This window comes from Klebsiella sp. H-Nf2 (assembly GCF_002806645.1).
Lineage (GTDB): Bacteria > Pseudomonadota > Gammaproteobacteria > Enterobacterales > Enterobacteriaceae > Klebsiella > Klebsiella variicola.
This window is the reverse complement of record NZ_PIBL01000002.1, coordinates 432,491-450,120: the sequence shown is the minus strand read 5'-3', so window position 1 is coordinate 450,120 and position 17,630 is coordinate 432,491. Positions and strand designations below refer to the sequence as shown.

Genomic DNA, 17,630 nt, shown 5'->3' with positions numbered 1-17,630 from the left:
CAAGCATGCGCTATATCGCTGGCATTGATATTGGCAACTCATCGACAGAGGTCGCCCTGGCGACGGTCGATGACGCAGGTGTGCTGAACATCCGCCACAGCGCGCTGGCTGAAACCACCGGTATTAAAGGCACATTACGTAATGTGTTCGGTATTCAGGAGGCGCTAACACAGGCGGCAAAAGCGGCAGGCATTCAGGTCAGCGATATCTCGCTTATTCGCATTAACGAAGCTACGCCGGTCATTGGCGATGTGGCGATGGAGACCATTACGGAAACCATCATCACCGAGTCCACGATGATCGGCCACAACCCGAAGACACCCGGCGGCGTCGGACTAGGGGTCGGTATCACCATCACACCGGAGGCGTTGCTGTCCTGCTCCGCGGAGTCCCCCTATATTCTGGTGGTCTCCTCGGCCTTTGACTTTGCCGATGTCGCCGCGATGGTCAATGCGGCAACGGCGGCGGGCTATCAGATAACCGGCATTATCTTGCAGCAGGATGACGGCGTGCTGGTTAATAACCGGCTACAGCAACCGCTGCCGGTGATCGATGAAGTTCACCATATCGACCGTATTCCACTTGGCATGCTGGCGGCGGTCGAGGTCGCTTTACCCGGCAAGATCATCGAAACGCTCTCCAACCCCTACGGTATTGCCACCGTTTTCGATCTCAACGCCGAAGAGACCAAAAATATCGTGCCAATGGCGCGGGCGCTGATTGGCAATCGTTCGGCCGTAGTGGTGAAAACCCCCTCCGGCGACGTCAAGGCCCGCACTATTCCGGCGGGGAATCTGCTGCTCATCGCTCAGGGGCGCAGCGTACAGGTTGATGTGGCCGCCGGGGCGGAAGCCATCATGAAGGCGGTTGACGGCTGCGGCAAACTGGACAACGTCGCGGGAGAAGCGGGCACAAATATCGGCGGCATGCTTGAGCACGTGCGCCAGACCATGGCAGAGCTCACCAATAAGCCAGCTCAGGAGATTCGTATTCAGGATCTGCTGGCCGTTGATACGGCGGTGCCGGTCAGCGTGACCGGCGGCCTGGCGGGAGAGTTCTCGCTGGAGCAGGCGGTGGGTATCGCCTCGATGGTCAAGTCGGATCGCCTGCAGATGGCCCTCATTGCGCGTGAAATTGAACACAAGCTGCAGATCGCCGTTCAGGTGGGTGGCGCCGAGGCGGAAGCGGCTATTCTCGGGGCGCTCACCACTCCCGGCACCACGCGCCCGCTGGCGATCCTCGATCTGGGCGCTGGGTCGACCGACGCTTCCATTATCAATGCGCAAGGAGAGATCAGCGCCACTCACCTGGCCGGCGCCGGCGATATGGTCACGATGATCATCGCTCGCGAGCTGGGGCTTGAGGACCGCTACCTGGCGGAAGAGATCAAAAAATATCCACTGGCGAAAGTCGAAAGTCTGTTTCATCTGCGTCATGAAGACGGCAGCGTCCAGTTTTTTCCGTCGGCCTTACCACCGGCGGTATTTGCCCGCGTCTGCGTGGTGAAACCGGATGAACTGGTTCCCCTGCCCGGCGATCTGCCGCTGGAAAAGGTACGCGCCATTCGTCGTAGCGCCAAATCACGCGTCTTTGTCACCAACGCCCTGCGGGCGTTACGCCAGGTGAGCCCTACCGGCAACATTCGCGACATCCCGTTCGTGGTGCTGGTGGGTGGCTCGTCCCTCGATTTCGAGATCCCCCAGCTGGTCACCGACGCGCTGGCGCATTACCGGCTGGTTGCCGGGCGCGGCAACATCCGCGGCAGTGAAGGCCCGCGCAATGCGGTCGCCAGCGGATTACTCCTTGCCTGGCAAAAAGGAGGTACGCATGGAGAGTAGCCTCGTCGTCCCGGCCATCGTCATTGCGGTCACTGACGAATGCAGCGAACAGTGGCGCGATGTCCTGCTGGGCATTGAAGAGGAAGGCATTCCTTTCGTTCTGCAACCGCGGACCGGCGGCGATCTTGTCCATCACGCCTGGCAGGCGGCGCAGCGTTCGCCGCTGCTGGTGGGCATCGCCTGCGACCGGGAACGGCTCATCGTGCACTACAAAAATTTACCCGCATCAGCCCCGCTGTTTTCGCTGAGGTATCACCAGGACAGGCTGGCCCGGCGAAACACTGGCAACAATGCGGCTCGTCTCGTCAAAGGGATCCCATTTCGGGATCGCAATGCTTAATCCACAGGAGAACACAGTATGAATAACGCACTAGGACTGGTTGAAACGAAAGGCCTGGTTGGCGCCATTGAAGCCGCTGATGCAATGGTGAAATCCGCCAACGTGCAGTTAATTGGCTACGAAAAAATCGGCTCCGGGCTGATTACCGTGATGGTCCGCGGAGACGTCGGCGCGGTCAAAGCCGCCGTTGACGCCGGGAGCGCGGCAGCCAGCGTGGTCGGCGAGGTCAAGTCCAGCCATGTGATCCCACGCCCGCACAGCGATGTTGAGGCCATTCTGCCGAAATCCGTCTGACCTGGAAAGAAGGAGCACTGCGTGAAGCAATCACTGGGATTACTTGAGGTCAGCGGCCTGGCCCTGGCCATCACCTGCGCCGACGCCATGGCGAAAGCGGCCGCCATCACGCTGCTCGCCCTGGAAAAGACCAACGGCTCCGGCTGGATGGTGGTGAAGATCGCCGGTGATGTGGCCTCTGTCCAGGCGGCGGTGATGACCGGGGCCGAACTCGCCGACCGGCAGCAGGGGCTGGTGGCGCAGAAGGTTATCGCCAGGCCCGGCGCAGGCCTGCTGCCAGCCCGCGTCGAAGCGCCTTCACCAGCGCCTGACGCTGCTCTGGAAGAGGAGAACGCCACCGTAATGGATGAGCGCAGAGATCCCGCAGACACCCTCCCCCGCCCTGCGGAGCAGGTGACCTGCAACCTGTGCCTGGACCCGCACTGTCCACGGCAAAAAGGCGAACCTCGCTCGCAGTGCCTGCACGCCGGTAAACGAGGTGACGCGTAATGGATAAACAACAGCTGGCTTCAACAGTCAACAAAGTGCTGGATGAGATGCGCCAGCGTCCCATCCCAATCGGTATCTCCAGTCGCCATATCCATTTAGCGGCAGCTGACTATGCCAGGCTTTTTCCCGCTCAGCCCATCCAGCCGAAAAAAGCGCTGCTGCAGCCCGGACAGTATGCTGCAGAGCAGACGGTGACCCTGGTTGGCCCCAAAGGACGATTAAACAACGTGCGCCTGCTCGGCCCTTTGCGCCAGACCAGCCAGGTGGAAATCTCACGCACCGACGCCCGGACTCTCGGTATCGCCGCGCCGCTGCGCATGTCCGGCAATCTGCAGGACACGCCGGGGATCCGCCTGATAAGCCCCTTTGCCGAACTGGAGCTGAGCAGCGGGACGATCGTCGCCCAACGACATATTCATATGTCCCCGCTTGATGCCCTGATCCTGCGTGTCGCCCATGGCGATAGCGTCGCGGTGGCGATCGAAGGCAGCGACAGGCGGCTTATCTTCGACAATGTAGCGGTCCGCGTAGCCCCGGATATGCGTCTTGAGATGCACATCGATACTGACGAAGCCAATGCGGCAGGCGCTGACGCTGCGCAGGCCTGGGCTACGCTGGTGACGAAGCCATGAACCACGCGATGCTGCAGCGTATCGTCGAGGAGGTCGCCGCCCGCCTGCGCCGTCGCGCCCTGAGTACGGCCACGCTCAGCGTGGCCCAGCTCGGCGAAGCGGATATCCGCAGCCTGCTGTGCCAGCACGCTTCACTGCGCATCGTGCAGGTGGATTTACCGCTGCTGGAACAGCTTATCGGCCAGCGCGCGCTGGCGGCCGCCGGTTGCGCACTGCATGAGGCGATGGCCTGGGGCGTTCGGGTACAGCTAACGCTGCTTCCCGCCCTGCTCCCCGCGCTGGCGGTAAAAAAACTCGCCCGCTTGCCGCTGACGTTCAGCGACCCGCTTGGCCAGCCCGTCAGACTTCACGCCGCGTCGGTGCTCACCTACGCCGACGTGGCCCGCCTCCACGGAGGTTATCTGGTGCTGCGCCGCCACCCCATTATCACCGCCCTCGCCCGCGAAGCGGCCGTCGCGCGGCATGTTCAATTGATTAAGCAGGAGTGAACTATGCATCTGGCACGCGTGACCGGCGCCGTCGTCTCGACGCAAAAATCGCCCTCTCTGAACGGCAAAAAACTGCTGCTGGTGCGCCGGGTAAGCACAGACGACGAACATCCATTTCCGCCCGCGAGCGGCGATGAAGTGGCGGTAGATTCGGTTGGCGCTGGCGTCGGCGAGCTGGTGCTGCTCTGCAGCGGCTCGAGCGCACGCCACGTCTTTAGCGGCCCGAATGAGGCCATCGATCTTGCCGTTGTGGGCATTGTTGACTCACTTTCACGCTAAGGGGGCGCCTGTGGCTATCTATACCCGAACCGGCGATGCCGGCAGTACATCACTCTTTACCGGCCAGCGGGTCAGCAAGACGCATCCGCGCGTCGAAGCCTACGGCACCCTGGATGAACTGAACGCGGTGCTGAGCCTGTGCGTCTGCGCCGTCGCTGAAGAGGAACATCGCGTCCTGCTCGAAGCCCTGCAGCAACATATTTTCTGGTTCAGCGCGGAGCTCGCCAGCGACAGCGAACAGCCATCACCGGGTAAGCGCTATATCAGCAGCGAAGAGATTGCCCTGCTGGAGCAGACCATCGATCGCGAGATGGCCCGCGTGCCGGCACTGCACCAGTTTGTGTTGCCCGGGCGGTGCGAAGCCGCCAGTCGTCTGCACCTGGCCCGCACCGTTGCCCGTCGGGCGGAGCGTCGGCTGGTCGAGCTGGCGGCAGAGGTCACTCTCCGTCAGATACTGCTGCGTTATCTGAACCGCTTATCTGACTGCCTGTATGCCCTAGCGCGCGGCGAGGATCATGCCGATCATCAGCGCCGGCTCGTCGCGGAGATCGCGGCCCGCTACCTGGCCGCCAGCGGGTCGCCTTCGCCCGACGCGCCCAAAGCCCAGGCCGGGGCACTCTCCTTTCACGAGCTGCATCAGCTTACCCGTCAGGCTATCGAACACGCCCGCCAGCTGCAGGTGCCGGTGGTGGTCAGCATCGTTGACGCACACGGTACCGAAACCGTGACCTGGCGAATGCCCGATGCGCTGCTGGTCAGCAGCGAGCTGGCGCCAAAAAAAGCCTGGACCGCCGTCGCCATGAAAACCGCCACCCACGAGCTCGCGACGACCGTACAGCCAGGCGCTGCGCTGTACGGTCTGGAGAGCCATCTGCAGGGCAAAGTCGTCACCTTTGGCGGCGGATATCCGCTGTGGCGCGATGGCCAGCTAATAGCCGGCCTCGGGATTAGCGGCGGCAGCGTCGAGCAGGATATGGCTATTGCACAGGCTGCCATGGCGGCCATTAACGTGAGAACACATCAATGAATACAGCAGAACTGGAAACCCTTATCCGCACCATTCTCAACGAAAAGCTCGCGCCGACGCCTCCTGTCCCTCAGCAAGAGCAGGGCATTTTTCGCGACGTCGGCAGCGCCATCGGCGCCGCCCATCAGGCTTTTCTGCGCTATCAGCAGTGTCCGCTAAAAACCCGCAGCGCCATTATCAGCGCCCTGCGGGAGACGCTGGCCCCCGAGCTGGCGACGCTGGCTGAGGAGAGCGCCACGGAGACCGGCATGGGCAACAAAGAAGATAAATATCTGAAAAATAAAGCCGCGCTTGAAAACACGCCGGGCATTGAGGATCTCACCACCAGCGCCCTAACCGGCGATGGCGGGATGGTGCTGTTTGAGTACTCGCCGTTTGGCGTCATTGGCGCCGTGGCGCCCAGCACCAATCCAACAGAAACCATTATCAATAACAGTATCAGTATGCTGGCGGCGGGCAACAGCGTCTATTTCAGCCCTCATCCCGGCGCGAAAAAGGTCTCGTTAAAGCTTATTGCCAGGATCGAAGAGATCGCCTACCGCTGCAGCGGGATCCGTAACCTGGTGGTAACCGTCGCCGAGCCGACCTTTGAGGCCACCCAACAGATGATGGCCCACCCGCAGATCGCCGTTCTGGCTATCACCGGCGGCCCTGGCATTGTGGCGATGGGGATGAAAAGCGGTAAAAAAGTGATCGGCGCTGGCGCTGGCAATCCACCGTGCATCGTTGATGAAACGGCCGATCTCGTCAAAGCCGCCGAAGATATCATCAGCGGCGCCGCCTTCGATTACAACCTGCCCTGTATCGCCGAAAAAAGCATGATCGTCGTCGCCTCCGTCGCTGACCGCCTGATCCAGCAGATGCAGGATTTTGACGCGCTGCTGTTGAGCCCGCAGGAGACCGATACCCTGCGAGCCGTCTGCCTGCCCGACGGCGCGGCGAATAAAAAACTGGTTGGTAAGAGCCCGGCTGCGCTGCTGGCGGCCGCCGGTCTCGCCGTCCCTTCCCGCCCCCCTCGCCTGCTGATAGCCGAGGTGCAGGCGAACGACGCCTGGGTGACCTGCGAGCAACTGATGCCGGTGCTGCCGATCGTCCGGGTCGCCGATTTTGATAGCGCCCTGGCGCTGGCCCTGCGCGTTGAGGAGGGTCTGCACCACACCGCCATTATGCACTCGCAGAATGTCTCGCGGCTCAATCTGGCGGCACGCACGCTGCAGACCTCCATTTTTGTCAAAAATGGTCCGTCTTACGCGGGTATCGGCGTCGGCGGCGAAGGGTTTACCACCTTCACCATCGCCACGCCAACCGGAGAAGGCACCACCTCCGCGCGGACGTTCGCCCGCCTGCGGCGCTGCGTGTTGACCAACGGTTTTTCCATTCGCTAGCCGGGGGCGCCATGCACACCTTTTCTCTGCAAACGCGCCTCTACAGCGGCCCGGGCAGCCTGGCCGCGCTGCAGCGCTTTAGCCATCAGCACATCTGGATCGTCTGCGACGGCTTCCTGGCGCGCTCGCCGCTGTTCGAGCGGCTGCGCGCCGCGCTGCCCGCCAGCAACCGCGTCAGCGTGTTCAGTGATATTACACCGGATCCGACCATTCACACCGTGGCGAAAGGGATAGCGCAGATGCAGGCCCTGCGTCCGCAGGTGGTGATCGGCTTCGGCGGCGGCTCGGCGATGGACGCCGCCAAGGCGATCGTCTGGTTCAGCCAGCAGGGCGGGCTGCCTGTCGACACCTGCGTGGCGATCCCCACCACCAGCGGTACCGGGTCGGAAGTGACCAGCGCCTGCGTCATCAGCGACCCGGAAAAAGGGATCAAGTACCCGCTGTTCCATGAGGCGCTCTGTCCCGACATGGCGATCCTCGACCCAACGCTGGTGATCAGCGTACCGCCCACCATCACAGCCCATACCGGACTGGACGTCCTGACCCACGCCCTTGAGGCATGGGTATCGCCGCAGGCCACCGATTTTACCGATGCGCTGGCGGAAAAGGCCGCCAGGCTGGTGTTTCGCGCCCTACCCGTTGCGGTTCGCCAGGGCGACTGCGTTGCGACCCGCAGCAAAATGCACAATGCTTCAACCCTCGCCGGTATGGCCTTTAGCCAGGCTGGCCTTGGGCTCAATCATGCTATCGCCCATCAGCTTGGCGGCCAGTTTCACCTTCCCCATGGCCTGGCCAACGCGCTGCTGCTGACCGCGGTGATCCGCTTTAACGCCGGCGAGCCGCGAGCGGCGAAGCGCTATGCGCGCCTGGCCAGGGCCTGCCGGTTCTGCCCGCCGGAAGCTGGCGAACAGGAGGCTCTCCAGGCGCTGCTTGCCGCGGTGGAAACACTGAAACAGCAGTGCGCCATTCCCACCCTCAAGGGTGCCTTGCAGGAAAAATATCCCCTTTTCTTATCGCGAATTCCCGCCATGGTGCCGGCCGCGCTGGCCGACGCCACCCTGCGCACCAACCCGCGTCCGGCCGATGGCGCGGCCATCGCGCAACTGCTGGAGAGCCTGCAATGAGTGAAGCGATAGTGCCACTACCAGACATGGACGCGGCGGAGATCCGCGAGCGCGTCCGGGCCGCCGGCGTGGTGGGCGCCGGTGGGGCGGGCTTTCCGACCCACATCAAACTGCAGGCCAGGGTGGATACCGTGCTGGTGAACGCCGCTGAATGCGAACCGATGCTGAAGGTTGATCAACAGCTGATGGCGCAGCAGGCTGACCGACTGATTCGCGGCCTGGGTTACGCGATGACCGCCACCGGCGCCCGGGAAGGGATCATTGCCCTGAAGGCGAAATATGCTCCGGCGATTGCGACGTTAACCCCGCGCCTCCCGGAATGGGCCCGGCTGCATATTCTACCTGACGTCTATCCGGCCGGGGATGAGGTGCTCACTATCTGGCTGGCGACGGGACATCGCGTGCCGCCCGCCGCGCTGCCGGTCAGCGTCGGCGTAGTGGTCAATAACGTGCAGACGGTGCTGAATATCGCCAGAGCCGTGGAGCAGGGCTATCCGGTGACCCGCCGGACGTTGACCGTCAATGGCGCTGTCGCCCGTCCGCTGACGCTGACCGTACCACTGGGCATGTCGTTGCGCGAGGTGCTGGATCTGGCCGGCGGCGCGACGGTTGCCGATCCGGGCTTTATCAACGGCGGGCCGATGATGGGCTCGCTTATGACCTCCCTGGAGACACCGGTCACCAAAACCACCGGCGGCCTGCTGGTGCTCCCGGGCAACCATCCACTGATCCAGCGACGGCGGCAGGATGAACGAACGCAGCTCGCCATCGCCCGCACCGTCTGTGAACAGTGCCGTTTATGCACAGATTTATGCCCCCGGCACCTGATCGGCCATGAGCTTTCCCCTCATCTGCTGGTGCGGGCGGTGAACTATCGCCAGGCGGCCACCCCGTCGCTGCTGCTCAGCGCCCTGACCTGTTCGGAGTGCAACGTTTGCGAGAGCGTCGCCTGCCCGGTGGGTATTTCCCCCATGCGCATCAACCGTCTGCTGAAACGTGAGCTGAGGGCGAAAAATCTGCGCTACGAAGGACCGCTGCGTCCGGCGGACGAGATGGCGAAACACCGCCTGGTGCCGGTCAAACGGCTCATCAGCAAGCTGGGGCTTGATCCCTGGTATCAGGAGGCGCCGCTGACGGCGGTGGAACCGGAGGTGGCCTGTGTCACCCTGCCGCTGCGCCAGCATATCGGCATCAGCGCCGTTCCCTGCGTCGCACCGGGAGAGCGAGTAACGCGCGGCCAGCTGCTGGCAGACATCCCTGCCGACGCCCTCGGTGCACCGGTACACGCCAGTATTGACGGCCTGATCTCCGCCATAACGGAGCAGGCCATTACGCTTGTAAGAGGTTAATCATGACCCAGGCTATCGGAATTTTAGAACTAACCAGCATCGCCAGGGGGATGGAGCTGGGCGACGTCATGCTGAAAAGCGCGAACGTACAGCTCCTGCTTTGCAGAACCCTTTGCCCGGGAAAATTCCTGCTGATGCTGGGCGGCGACGTCGGCGCCGTGCAGCAGGCAATCGCCGCTGGCACGGCGCGCGCCGGGGAGATGCTGGTGGACAGCCTGGTGCTGGCCAACATTCACCCCAGCGTACTGCCGGCGATCAGCGGCCTCAACGTGGTCGAGCAGCGGCAGGCGGCGGGGATCGTCGAAACCTGGAGCGTGGCGGCGTGCATCAGCGTCGCCGACCGTGCGGTGAAAGCGGCCAACGTCACCCTGGTGCGCATCCATATGGCGTTTGGTATCGGCGGCAAGTGTTACATGGTGGTGGCTGGCGATATCGCCGATGTCGACAACGCCGTCACGGTGGCCAGCGACAGCGCAGGTGAGAAAGGATTACTGGTTTACCGGGCAGTGATCCCGCGACCGCACGACGCGCTGTGGCAACAGCTGATGGAGGGATAATGGAACCGCAAACCCCTACCGAACGCATGATCCAGGAGTATGTCCCGGGCAAACAGGTCACTCTGGCACACCTCATCGCCAATCCGGGCAAAGATCTGTTCAAAAAGCTGGGCCTGCCGGACGCGGTCTCCGCTATCGGCATTCTCACCATTACCCCCAGTGAGGCGTCGATCATCGCCTGTGACATCGCCACTAAGTCCGGCGCGGTGGAGATCGGCTTTCTCGATCGCTTCACCGGCGCGGTGGTGTTGACCGGCGATGTCTCCGCCGTGGAGTACGCGCTAAAGCAGGTTACGCGCACGCTCGGCGAGTTGATGCGCTTCACCGCCTGCCCGATCACCCGGACCTGAGCCCATGAAGCGCCTGATGCTTATCGGACCCAGTCAGTGCGGCAAAACCTCGCTGACCCAGGTATTGCGTGGCGAAACGCTGCGTTATCAGAAAACGCAGGCCATCGTCTGGACGCCGGCCGCGATCGACACCCCGGGGGAATATCTGGAAAACCGCTGCCTGTACAGCGCGCTGCTCACCAGCGCCTGCGAGGCCGATGTCATCGCGCTGGTACTGAATGCCGATGCGCCCTGGTCACCTTTTTCTCCGGGTTTTACCGCCCCGATGAACCGCCCGGTTATCGGAGTGGTCACCAAAGCCGATTTGGCCGCCCCGCCCCGTCTGCAACAGGTCCGGGCATGGCTCGAGGCGGCAGGCGCCGAACATATCTTTATCACCAGCGCGTTAACCGGCGACGGGCTTGACGACCTGCTCGCCTGCCTGAATGTAGAGGAACATCAATGACCTATAAAATCATGGCGATCAACGCCGGCAGCTCCTCCCTGAAGTTTCAGCTGCTTAACATGCCGCAGGGGGCGTTGCTCTGTCAGGGGTTGATCGAACGTATCGGCTTGCCCGAGGCCCGCTTCACGCTGAAAACGCCGGCGCAGAAATGGCAGGAGACGCTGCCCATCGCCGATCACCACGAGGCCGTGACCCTGCTGCTGGAGGCGCTGACCGGCCGCGGGATCCTGAGCAGCCTGCAGGAGATAGACGGCGTTGGCCACCGCGTCGCCCACGGCGGCGAACGCTTCAAAGACGCCGCGCTGGTCTGCGACGACACCCTGCGGGAGATCGAACGCCTGGCGGAGCTGGCGCCATTGCATAACCCGGTCAATGCGCTGGGCATTCGTCTCTTTCGCCAGCGGCTGCCGGCGGTACCGGCGGTGGCGGTCTTTGATACCGCCTTTCACCAGACCCTGACGCCGGAGGCCTGGCTCTACCCCCTGCCCTGGCGCTATTACACCGAGCTGGGCATTCGCCGCTACGGTTTTCACGGCACCAGCCATCACTATGTCAGCAGCGCGCTGGCGGAAAAGCTGGGGGTACCGCTGAGCGCCCTGCGGGTAGTGAGCTGTCACCTGGGCAATGGCTGCAGCGTCTGCGCCATCAAAGGCGGGCAGTCGGTGAATACCTCAATGGGCTTTACCCCCCAGTCCGGGGTGATGATGGGCACCCGCAGCGGCGATATCGACCCGTCGATTCTTCCCTGGCTGGTGGAGAAAGAGGGGAAATCCGCCCAGCAGCTCAGCCAGTTGCTGAATAATGAATCTGGGCTGCTTGGCGTCTCCGGTGTGTCCTCTGACTACCGCGACGTCGAACAGGCAGCCGACGCCGGCAATGAACGCGCAGCTCTGGCGCTGTCGCTGTTTGCCGAACGCATTCGCGCGACTATCGGCAGCTATATCATGCAGATGGGAGGCCTGGATGCGCTGATCTTTACCGGCGGCATTGGCGAGCATTCCGCCCGGGCGCGGGCGACAATCTGCCGCAATTTGCACTTTCTCGGCCTCGCGCTGGACGACGAGAAAAACCAGCGGAGCGCGACCTTTATTCAGGCGGATAATGCGCTGGTCAAAGTCGCGGTGATCAACACCAATGAAGAGCTAATGATCGCCCGCGACGTCGTGCGTCTCGCATTGCCGCAGGCGCGAGAGCTGGCGGTATCGGCATAAACGACGCGCCTCGTCTTGCGGAGAATCATGGTAACCGGCGGGTCGCCATGCCACTATGCGCCCTGGCGAAGGTAAGCGGAAAGGTGAAAACGTGGCTGTTGCACAATGTCCCGCCTCGTGCGGAGAACTTATCCAGGGCTGGATCCTCGGCAGCGAGAAACTGGTCTCCTGCCCGGTGGACTGGTACAGCACCGTCGAGGTCGAGACCGGGGTGCCGCGAAAAGATGAGCGGCCGCTGTCACGGGCGATGGTCGACCAGCTGCTGGCCCACTGGGGCTACCCCCCAGCACTGAGCCAGCAGATCCGCATCACCCTGCACTCAACGATCCCGGTGGCCAAAGGGATGGCCAGCAGCACCGCCGATATCGCCGCCACCGCCGTCGCCACCGCCCACCATCTGGGCCATCCGCTGGATGAGCCGACGCTGGCGCGTCTGTGCGTCGCGCTGGAGCCTACCGACAGCACCCTGTTTCGCCAGCTGACGCTGTTCGACCATAATACCGCCGCCACGCAAATCGCCTGCCCTGCGCCGCCGGCGCTCGACCTGTTAGTACTGGAGAGCCCGCTGACGCTGCGCACCACCGACTACCACCAGCTGCCACGCGAGGCGGGTCTGTTGGCTAACGCCTCCCGGCTGCAGCTGGCGTGGGAGAAAGTGCAGCAGGCCTGCCACTGCGGCAGCCCACAGCTGCTGGGCGAAGCAGCGACCATCAGCGCCATCGCCAGCCAGCAGCTGTTGCCCAAACCGGGGTTTGACGCGCTACTGCAACTGGTGGAAAGCGCAGGATTGTATGGCCTTAACGTGGCGCACAGCGGCAGCGTCGTCGGCCTGCTGCTGGACCGCCGTCGTCATGACGTCGAATTTCTCCAATGGCGACTGGCAGACGGCGACATCGCCGCCCACTGGCCGCAGCAGCATCTGCTGGCGATGGTGAGCGGGGGCGTCACCCTGCAGTAGGCCTCAGGCCAGCGCCCGGCGCAGCGCCGCCAGCAGTTGATCGTTTTCGCTGGCGCTGCGGATCGCCACCCGGAAATAACGGCTATCCAGCCCCGGGTAGTTGGCGCAGCTGCGGATCAGCACATGCTGGCGCAACAGGGCGTATTGCAGGTCAAGCCCTGGCCTGTCGCAGCGCAAGAACAGATAGTTGGCGCGCCCGGGCCACACGGTCAGCCCGGCAATCTCCTGCAGTTGCGCGTAGAGACGCGTCCCCTCCTCCTGCAGCCACTGCCAGGTGGCCCGCTGATAGTCCCGGTCATGGAGGATAATCTCCCCGGCCAGAGCGGCATAGGCATTGATGGACCACGGCATTTGTCGCTCGCGTAGCCGGGCCACCGCCTGTGCGTCAGCGTTCAGCAGGTAGCCAAGACGCAGCCCCGGAATGGCATAAAATTTGGTGAGAGAACGCAGAACCCAAACGTGCGGGTACTGCGCCAGCAGGGGAATAAATCCCGGCTGGTCGGGCATAAAATCGAGGAAGGCCTCGTCAAGGATCAGGCTGATGTTCAGCGCCCGACAGCGCTGCGCAATGGCTTCCAGCAGGCCCCGCTCCGGCAGCAGGCCGGTGGGGTTATTCGGGGTGCAAAGAAACAGGCAGTCCAGCCCCGGAGTGAGGGCATCGAGGATCGCGTCAGTCAGTTGCCAGCCATCGCACTCCCGGAGGGCATACTCCACCACCTCGCAATCCACAATCTGCAACGCCCGCCGGTACTCCGCGAAACCGGGAATGACGATCATCGCCCGCCGCGGCTTAAGGCCGTGGACGAGGGTGAAGATCGATTCAGTTTCGCCGTTGCCGGCAAGGATATGCGCCGCCGGCAGCTGATGGTGGGCCGCCAGCGCCTGGTGCAGCTGTTGATACTCAACGTCAGGGTAGCGCTCGGCGCAGCCTGGGTTGTCGACGATCGCCTGCCTGAGCGAAGCTGGCATCCCCAGCGGATTGATGTTGGCGCTAAAATCCAGCAGCTCTGCGGGGGCAATACCCAGCAGGGCGGCGGCCTCGCGGATATTGCCGCCATGGGCGCTTTTCAGTAAGGCCATGTCCCTTTCCTGTGTGGTTATCCGCGACGGGCCAGCGTCGCGCCGTCGGCGAAGTAGGCTTTAATCCCGGCGAGGATCGACTCGGCCACCTCCTGCTGAAATTTGGCCGTTTTCAGCTTCCGCTCTTCTTCCACGTTACTGATAAACGCCGTCTCCACCAGAATGGAGGGGATATCCGGCGCCTTCAGCACCGCAAAGCCCGCCTGCTCTACCCGATTCTTGTGCAGGTTATTGATGTTGCCCATTTTCTCCAGCACCGCCTTGCCAAATTTGAGGCTGTCGGCAATGGTCAGGGACTGCACCATATCGAACATGGTGTGGTCGACATAGCGGTCACCGCTCTTGCTGACCCCACCGATCAGATCCGAGGCGTTCTGCGTCTGGGCGAGATATTTTGCCGCGGTACTGGTTGCCCCCCTGGTGGAGAGGGCAAACACTGAGGAACCGCTGGGCTGGCGGCTGGTAAAGGCGTCGGCGTGAATCGATACGAACAGGTCGGCGCGCTGCTTCTGTGCCTTGGCGACACGCACCTTCAACGGGATAAACACGTCCTCGTTGCGGGTCATATAGGCCTTCATATTGCCTTCTTTGTCGATCAACGCCCGGAGGCGGCGGGCAATCTGCAGCACCACATCTTTCTCGCGGGTGCGATACTTCCCCACGGCGCCGGAGTCTTCGCCGCCGTGTCCGGGATCGAGCATAATGACAATCGGCCGGTCACGCCCGGCTTTGCCCGGCTGCGGTCCGCTTTGCGCTGGCGGCACCTGACGCTCCAGATCGCCTTTGTTGTAATCCTCGAGCAGCGCCAGCAGCGGATCCTGAACATCGGTGGCGTTGGCGGGGTAGAGGTCCATCACCAGACGCTCTTTAAAGCCGGCCACCGGCGCGAGAGCAAACAGCTGCGGCTTAACGTTCTGCTTGAGCTCAAAGACCATGCGCACGGTTTGCGGATCAAACTGGCCCACGCGGGCGGACTGAATAAAGGGGTCGTCATCGCGGATCTGCCCCCCCATGCCCTTCAGCACAGAGTTCAGGTTAACCCCTTCCAGATCCACCACCACCCGCTCCGGGTTACTGAGGGCAAACTGCCGGTATTTCAGCACATGATTCGATTCTACCGTGACGCGCGTGTAGGTCGATGCTGGCCAGACACGGACGGCGACCACTCGCGCATCGGCAGCCAGCCCCACAGGGCTCACGCTCATTAACCACATGGCGCCCGCGCCCTGCAACAGACGGCGACGGCTTAATCCAGAGTTGTTTCCCGACATGCCACTCCCAAGCAATAAAAACGCATTTGTACCCAAAACAAACAGATTGACCAGAAACTTTAACGAAAGCCATATAACCTGTCATCTATAAAAGGGTAAACATTCATTGACACCCTGCGCCGGGTCACATGTTTTTCGTGGCTTAGCCTAAAATTGGCACTTGCGTTTAACGGCAAAACAGAATAAAAATACAATAATTACGAATAATCATGCATTGAGGGTTTGTCATGGTGAAGGAACGTCGCACTGAACTGGTAGAAGGATTCCGCCATTCTGTTCCCTATATTAATGCCCATCGGGGAAAAACGTTTGTCATCATGCTGGGCGGTGAAGCCATTGAGCATGAGAATTTTTCAAGTATTGTCAATGATATAGGATTACTGCATAGCCTGGGCATTCGTCTGGTCGTGGTCTATGGCGCCCGCCCGCAGATTGACGCTAACCTCGCCGAGCACCATCACGAGCCGGTCTATCACAAGCAGACGCGAGTGACTGACGCTAAAACGCTTGAGCTGGTTAAGCAAGCGGCGGGGATGCTGCAACTGGAGATCACCGCCCGCCTGTCGATGAGCCTCAACAATACCCCGCTGCAGGGAGCCCATATCAACGTCGTCAGCGGCAACTTTATCATTGCCCAGCCGCTGGGTGTCGATGACGGTGTCGATTATTGCCACAGCGGACGCATTCGCCGCATTGACGAAGAGGCGATTCATCGTCAGCTCGACAGTGGCGCCATTGTGCTGATGGGGCCGGTCGCGGTGTCGGTCACCGGCGAGAGTTTTAACCTGACCTCTGAAGAGATCGCCACCCAGCTGGCCATTAAGCTGAAGGCAGAGAAAATGATCGGCTTCTGTTCGTCGCAGGGGGTCTACAACCAGGAAGGGGAAATTGTCTCCGAACTGTTCCCCAACGAAGCACAGGCCCGGGTCGAAGAGCTGGAAGCGGACGAAGATTATAACTCCGGTACCGTGCGCTTTCTGCGCGGGGCCGTGAAGGCCTGCCGCAGCGGCGTGCGGCGCTGCCACCTGATCAGCTATCAGGAAGACGGCGCACTGCTGCAGGAGCTGTTCTCACGCGACGGCATCGGCACCCAGATCGTGATGGAGAGCGCGGAGCAGATCCGCCGGGCGACCATCAACGATATCGGCGGTATTCTTGAGCTGATAAGCCCGCTTGAGCAGCAGGGCATCCTGGTGCGCCGCTCCCGCGAGCAGCTGGAGATGGAGATCGACAAATTCACCATTATTCAGCGCGATAACACCACTATCGCCTGCGCTGCCCTCTATCCTTTCCCGGAAGAGAAGATCGGCGAAATGGCCTGCGTGGCGGTGCATCCGGATTACCGGAGCTCGTCGCGGGGAGAGGTGCTGCTGGAGCGTATTGCCGCCCAGGCCAGACAGATGGGGCTGAGCAAGCTGTTCGTGCTAACCACCCGCAGCATCCACTGGTTCCAGGAGCGCGGCTTCACGCCGGTGGATATCGACCTGCTGCCAGAGAGTAAAAAGCAGATGTATAACTATCAGCGCCGGTCGAAGGTGCTGATGGCCGACCTCGCTTAAGCCCTTCTTCACTCTTTCTAACGGCCCGGGATAGCGCGACGCTTATCGCTTTATCCTGGGCCGGTCTCCCGCCACTCTTCGCGCCAGCGTTCGTCTGCGGTACGCGGGCGAAATTCCTGGTTTCCGCGCAGACCATTTCTTTCTCGCTGGCTCACCGATATGCTACTGACTGTCGACAGGACGTCGACTGGCGCAACGGCCACCACCCGCCCTGCAAGGATCGCTGAAATAATGGAAACCAAACCGAACTGGCTGGTCAGACATATCAACCTCATTACCGCCACGGTCGCCCTCTATCCGTGGTTACTGATGATACTGCTCCTCTGGGATAACCAGCGCCATCATCAGCATGGTTATGCCGCACTCGGCGCCGCCATCGCGATATTATTTCTGCTGGCCCTGACGTCCGGCATGAATGTTCTCATCTCCTCGCTGGTGATTTTTTGTGCCCGCTGTTCCACCCCACCGCTGGCCAGCGGCGCGGCAGTCCGCTTTTTCGCGATGAATTCGATATCACTATTGTGGCTCGGTCTGCTGGTCATATGGCCTTAAAGCGCCCCGCCGTCATCATGATTCAGGCGAAACGCACGATAAATATTTCATTACGCTAAGGACAGATAATGACTATAGAAAAGCAGCCCAACTGGGTGACCCGAAACATCAAAAATATCGTGCTGGTCATCTCCCTTTATCCCTGGGTACTGTTGCTGATAACGATGATGGCGGGTAGCGGAGGCCCCTCATCCGGTGCCATGGCGGCCGGGCTGATGGGGGTATTGCTGTTTATCGTCATGTCGATAGCCAACCTGATTATTTCACTGGCTGTTATCGTTATTGCCGATCTCTCAACGTCATCACTCCCCATGCGCTATGGGGCCTATTTTTGCGCCATGAACTCGATATCGGTGCTCTGGCTCATCCCCTTGTTCTTCAGCTACTGATTTTTCTGCCAGT

General features: G+C 61.7%; 21 protein-coding genes. 19 read left to right on the top strand and 2 right to left on the bottom strand.

Annotated features, from left to right (window positions below; all coding sequences use genetic code 11):
• Nucleotides 1–5 precede the first annotated feature (5 nt).
• From CWM58_RS08900 to CWM58_RS08825, 16 genes are all read left to right on the top strand, one after another.
• Entirely contained in the window at nt 6–1,838 is a 1,833-nt protein-coding gene (locus tag CWM58_RS08900; protein WP_100631316.1) for a diol dehydratase reactivase subunit alpha, read from the top strand.
• On the top strand, nt 1,828–2,178 hold the full coding sequence (locus CWM58_RS08895) for a glycerol dehydratase reactivase beta/small subunit family protein (RefSeq protein ID WP_100680761.1): 351 nt from the start codon (nt 1,828–1,830) through the stop codon (nt 2,176–2,178). The genes CWM58_RS08900 and CWM58_RS08895 overlap by 11 nt, the downstream gene beginning before the upstream one ends.
• Before the next feature lie 18 nt (nt 2,179–2,196).
• Nucleotides 2,197–2,472 carry a propanediol utilization microcompartment protein PduJ gene (gene pduJ, locus CWM58_RS08890; RefSeq protein WP_002915806.1) on the top strand — a complete coding sequence of 92 codons (276 nt, stop codon included), beginning with the start codon at nt 2,197–2,199 and terminating at the stop codon, nt 2,470–2,472.
• A gap of 21 nt (nt 2,473–2,493) precedes the next feature.
• Entirely contained in the window at nt 2,494–2,961 is a 468-nt protein-coding gene (locus CWM58_RS08885) for a BMC domain-containing protein (protein WP_012967299.1), read from the top strand.
• Entirely contained in the window at nt 2,961–3,593 is a 633-nt protein-coding gene (locus CWM58_RS08880) for a phosphate propanoyltransferase (RefSeq protein ID WP_008806307.1), read from the top strand. Before CWM58_RS08885 ends, CWM58_RS08880 begins: the two co-directional genes overlap by 1 nt.
• Nucleotides 3,590–4,081 (top strand): microcompartment protein PduM, encoded by a 492-nt coding sequence (gene pduM / locus CWM58_RS08875; protein WP_100680760.1) that lies wholly within the window; start codon nt 3,590–3,592, stop codon nt 4,079–4,081. Before CWM58_RS08880 ends, pduM begins: the two co-directional genes overlap by 4 nt.
• A gap of 3 nt (nt 4,082–4,084) precedes the next feature.
• Complete coding sequence (locus tag CWM58_RS08870; RefSeq protein WP_008806309.1) at nt 4,085–4,360, top strand: EutN/CcmL family microcompartment protein; 276 nt, start codon at nt 4,085–4,087, stop codon at nt 4,358–4,360.
• Nucleotides 4,361–4,370: 10 nt separating this feature from the next.
• Nucleotides 4,371–5,387 carry a two-domain cob(I)yrinic acid a,c-diamide adenosyltransferase PduO gene (pduO, locus tag CWM58_RS08865; RefSeq protein ID WP_100680759.1) on the top strand — a complete coding sequence of 339 codons (1,017 nt, stop codon included), beginning with the start codon at nt 4,371–4,373 and terminating at the stop codon, nt 5,385–5,387.
• Nucleotides 5,384–6,772, top strand: coding sequence for a CoA-acylating propionaldehyde dehydrogenase PduP (pduP, locus tag CWM58_RS08860; RefSeq protein ID WP_100680758.1), 1,389 nt, complete (start codon nt 5,384–5,386; stop codon nt 6,770–6,772). Before pduO ends, pduP begins: the two co-directional genes overlap by 4 nt.
• Before the next feature lie 11 nt (nt 6,773–6,783).
• Nucleotides 6,784–7,896, top strand: coding sequence for a 1-propanol dehydrogenase PduQ (gene pduQ, locus CWM58_RS08855; RefSeq protein WP_032740964.1), 1,113 nt, complete (start codon nt 6,784–6,786; stop codon nt 7,894–7,896).
• A complete protein-coding gene (locus CWM58_RS08850; RefSeq protein WP_100680757.1) occupies nt 7,893–9,245 on the top strand; it encodes a 4Fe-4S dicluster domain-containing protein in 1,353 nt (450 codons plus the stop codon). Before pduQ ends, CWM58_RS08850 begins: the two co-directional genes overlap by 4 nt.
• A 2-nt stretch (nt 9,246–9,247) precedes the next feature.
• Nucleotides 9,248–9,802 carry a propanediol utilization microcompartment protein PduT gene (gene pduT, locus CWM58_RS08845; RefSeq protein ID WP_100680756.1) on the top strand — a complete coding sequence of 185 codons (555 nt, stop codon included), beginning with the start codon at nt 9,248–9,250 and terminating at the stop codon, nt 9,800–9,802.
• Entirely contained in the window at nt 9,802–10,152 is a 351-nt protein-coding gene (gene pduU / locus CWM58_RS08840; protein WP_016161761.1) for a propanediol utilization microcompartment protein PduU, read from the top strand. Before pduT ends, pduU begins: the two co-directional genes overlap by 1 nt.
• Before the next feature lie 4 nt (nt 10,153–10,156).
• Nucleotides 10,157–10,597 (top strand): propanediol utilization protein PduV, encoded by a 441-nt coding sequence (pduV, locus tag CWM58_RS08835; protein WP_100680755.1) that lies wholly within the window; start codon nt 10,157–10,159, stop codon nt 10,595–10,597.
• A complete protein-coding gene (locus tag CWM58_RS08830; RefSeq protein ID WP_100680754.1) occupies nt 10,594–11,808 on the top strand; it encodes an acetate/propionate family kinase in 1,215 nt (404 codons plus the stop codon). The genes pduV and CWM58_RS08830 overlap by 4 nt, the downstream gene beginning before the upstream one ends.
• Nucleotides 11,809–11,899: 91 nt before the next feature.
• Nucleotides 11,900–12,766, top strand: a complete 867-nt coding sequence (locus tag CWM58_RS08825) for an L-threonine kinase (RefSeq protein WP_133122420.1) — start codon at nt 11,900–11,902, stop codon at nt 12,764–12,766.
• 3 nt (nt 12,767–12,769) lie between these two features.
• Here the strand turns inward: CWM58_RS08825 and cobD are convergent, their stop codons facing one another.
• Both cobD and amiC read right to left on the bottom strand, forming a co-directional pair.
• Complete coding sequence (gene cobD / locus CWM58_RS08820) at nt 12,770–13,846, bottom strand: threonine-phosphate decarboxylase CobD (protein WP_100680753.1); 1,077 nt, start codon at nt 13,844–13,846, stop codon at nt 12,770–12,772.
• A gap of 17 nt (nt 13,847–13,863) precedes the next feature.
• Nucleotides 13,864–15,117 carry an N-acetylmuramoyl-L-alanine amidase AmiC gene (gene amiC / locus CWM58_RS08815; protein WP_008806319.1) on the bottom strand — a complete coding sequence of 418 codons (1,254 nt, stop codon included), beginning with the start codon at nt 15,115–15,117 and terminating at the stop codon, nt 13,864–13,866.
• A gap of 227 nt (nt 15,118–15,344) precedes the next feature.
• Here amiC and argA point away from each other — a divergent pair, with 227 nt between their 5' ends.
• The 3 genes from argA to CWM58_RS08800 all read left to right on the top strand — a co-directional run bounded on the left by argA (nt 15,345) and on the right by CWM58_RS08800 (nt 17,617).
• On the top strand, nt 15,345–16,676 hold the full coding sequence (gene argA / locus CWM58_RS08810; RefSeq protein ID WP_061153427.1) for an amino-acid N-acetyltransferase: 1,332 nt from the start codon (nt 15,345–15,347) through the stop codon (nt 16,674–16,676).
• A 231-nt stretch (nt 16,677–16,907) separates the two neighbouring features.
• Nucleotides 16,908–17,228: a hypothetical protein gene (locus tag CWM58_RS08805; RefSeq protein ID WP_100680752.1), complete on the top strand. Its 321-nt coding sequence runs from the start codon at nt 16,908–16,910 to the stop codon at nt 17,226–17,228.
• 68 nt (nt 17,229–17,296) lie between these two features.
• Nucleotides 17,297–17,617, top strand: a complete 321-nt coding sequence (locus CWM58_RS08800) for a hypothetical protein (protein ID WP_100680751.1) — start codon at nt 17,297–17,299, stop codon at nt 17,615–17,617.
• The last annotated feature ends 13 nt before the right edge of the window (nt 17,618–17,630 follow it).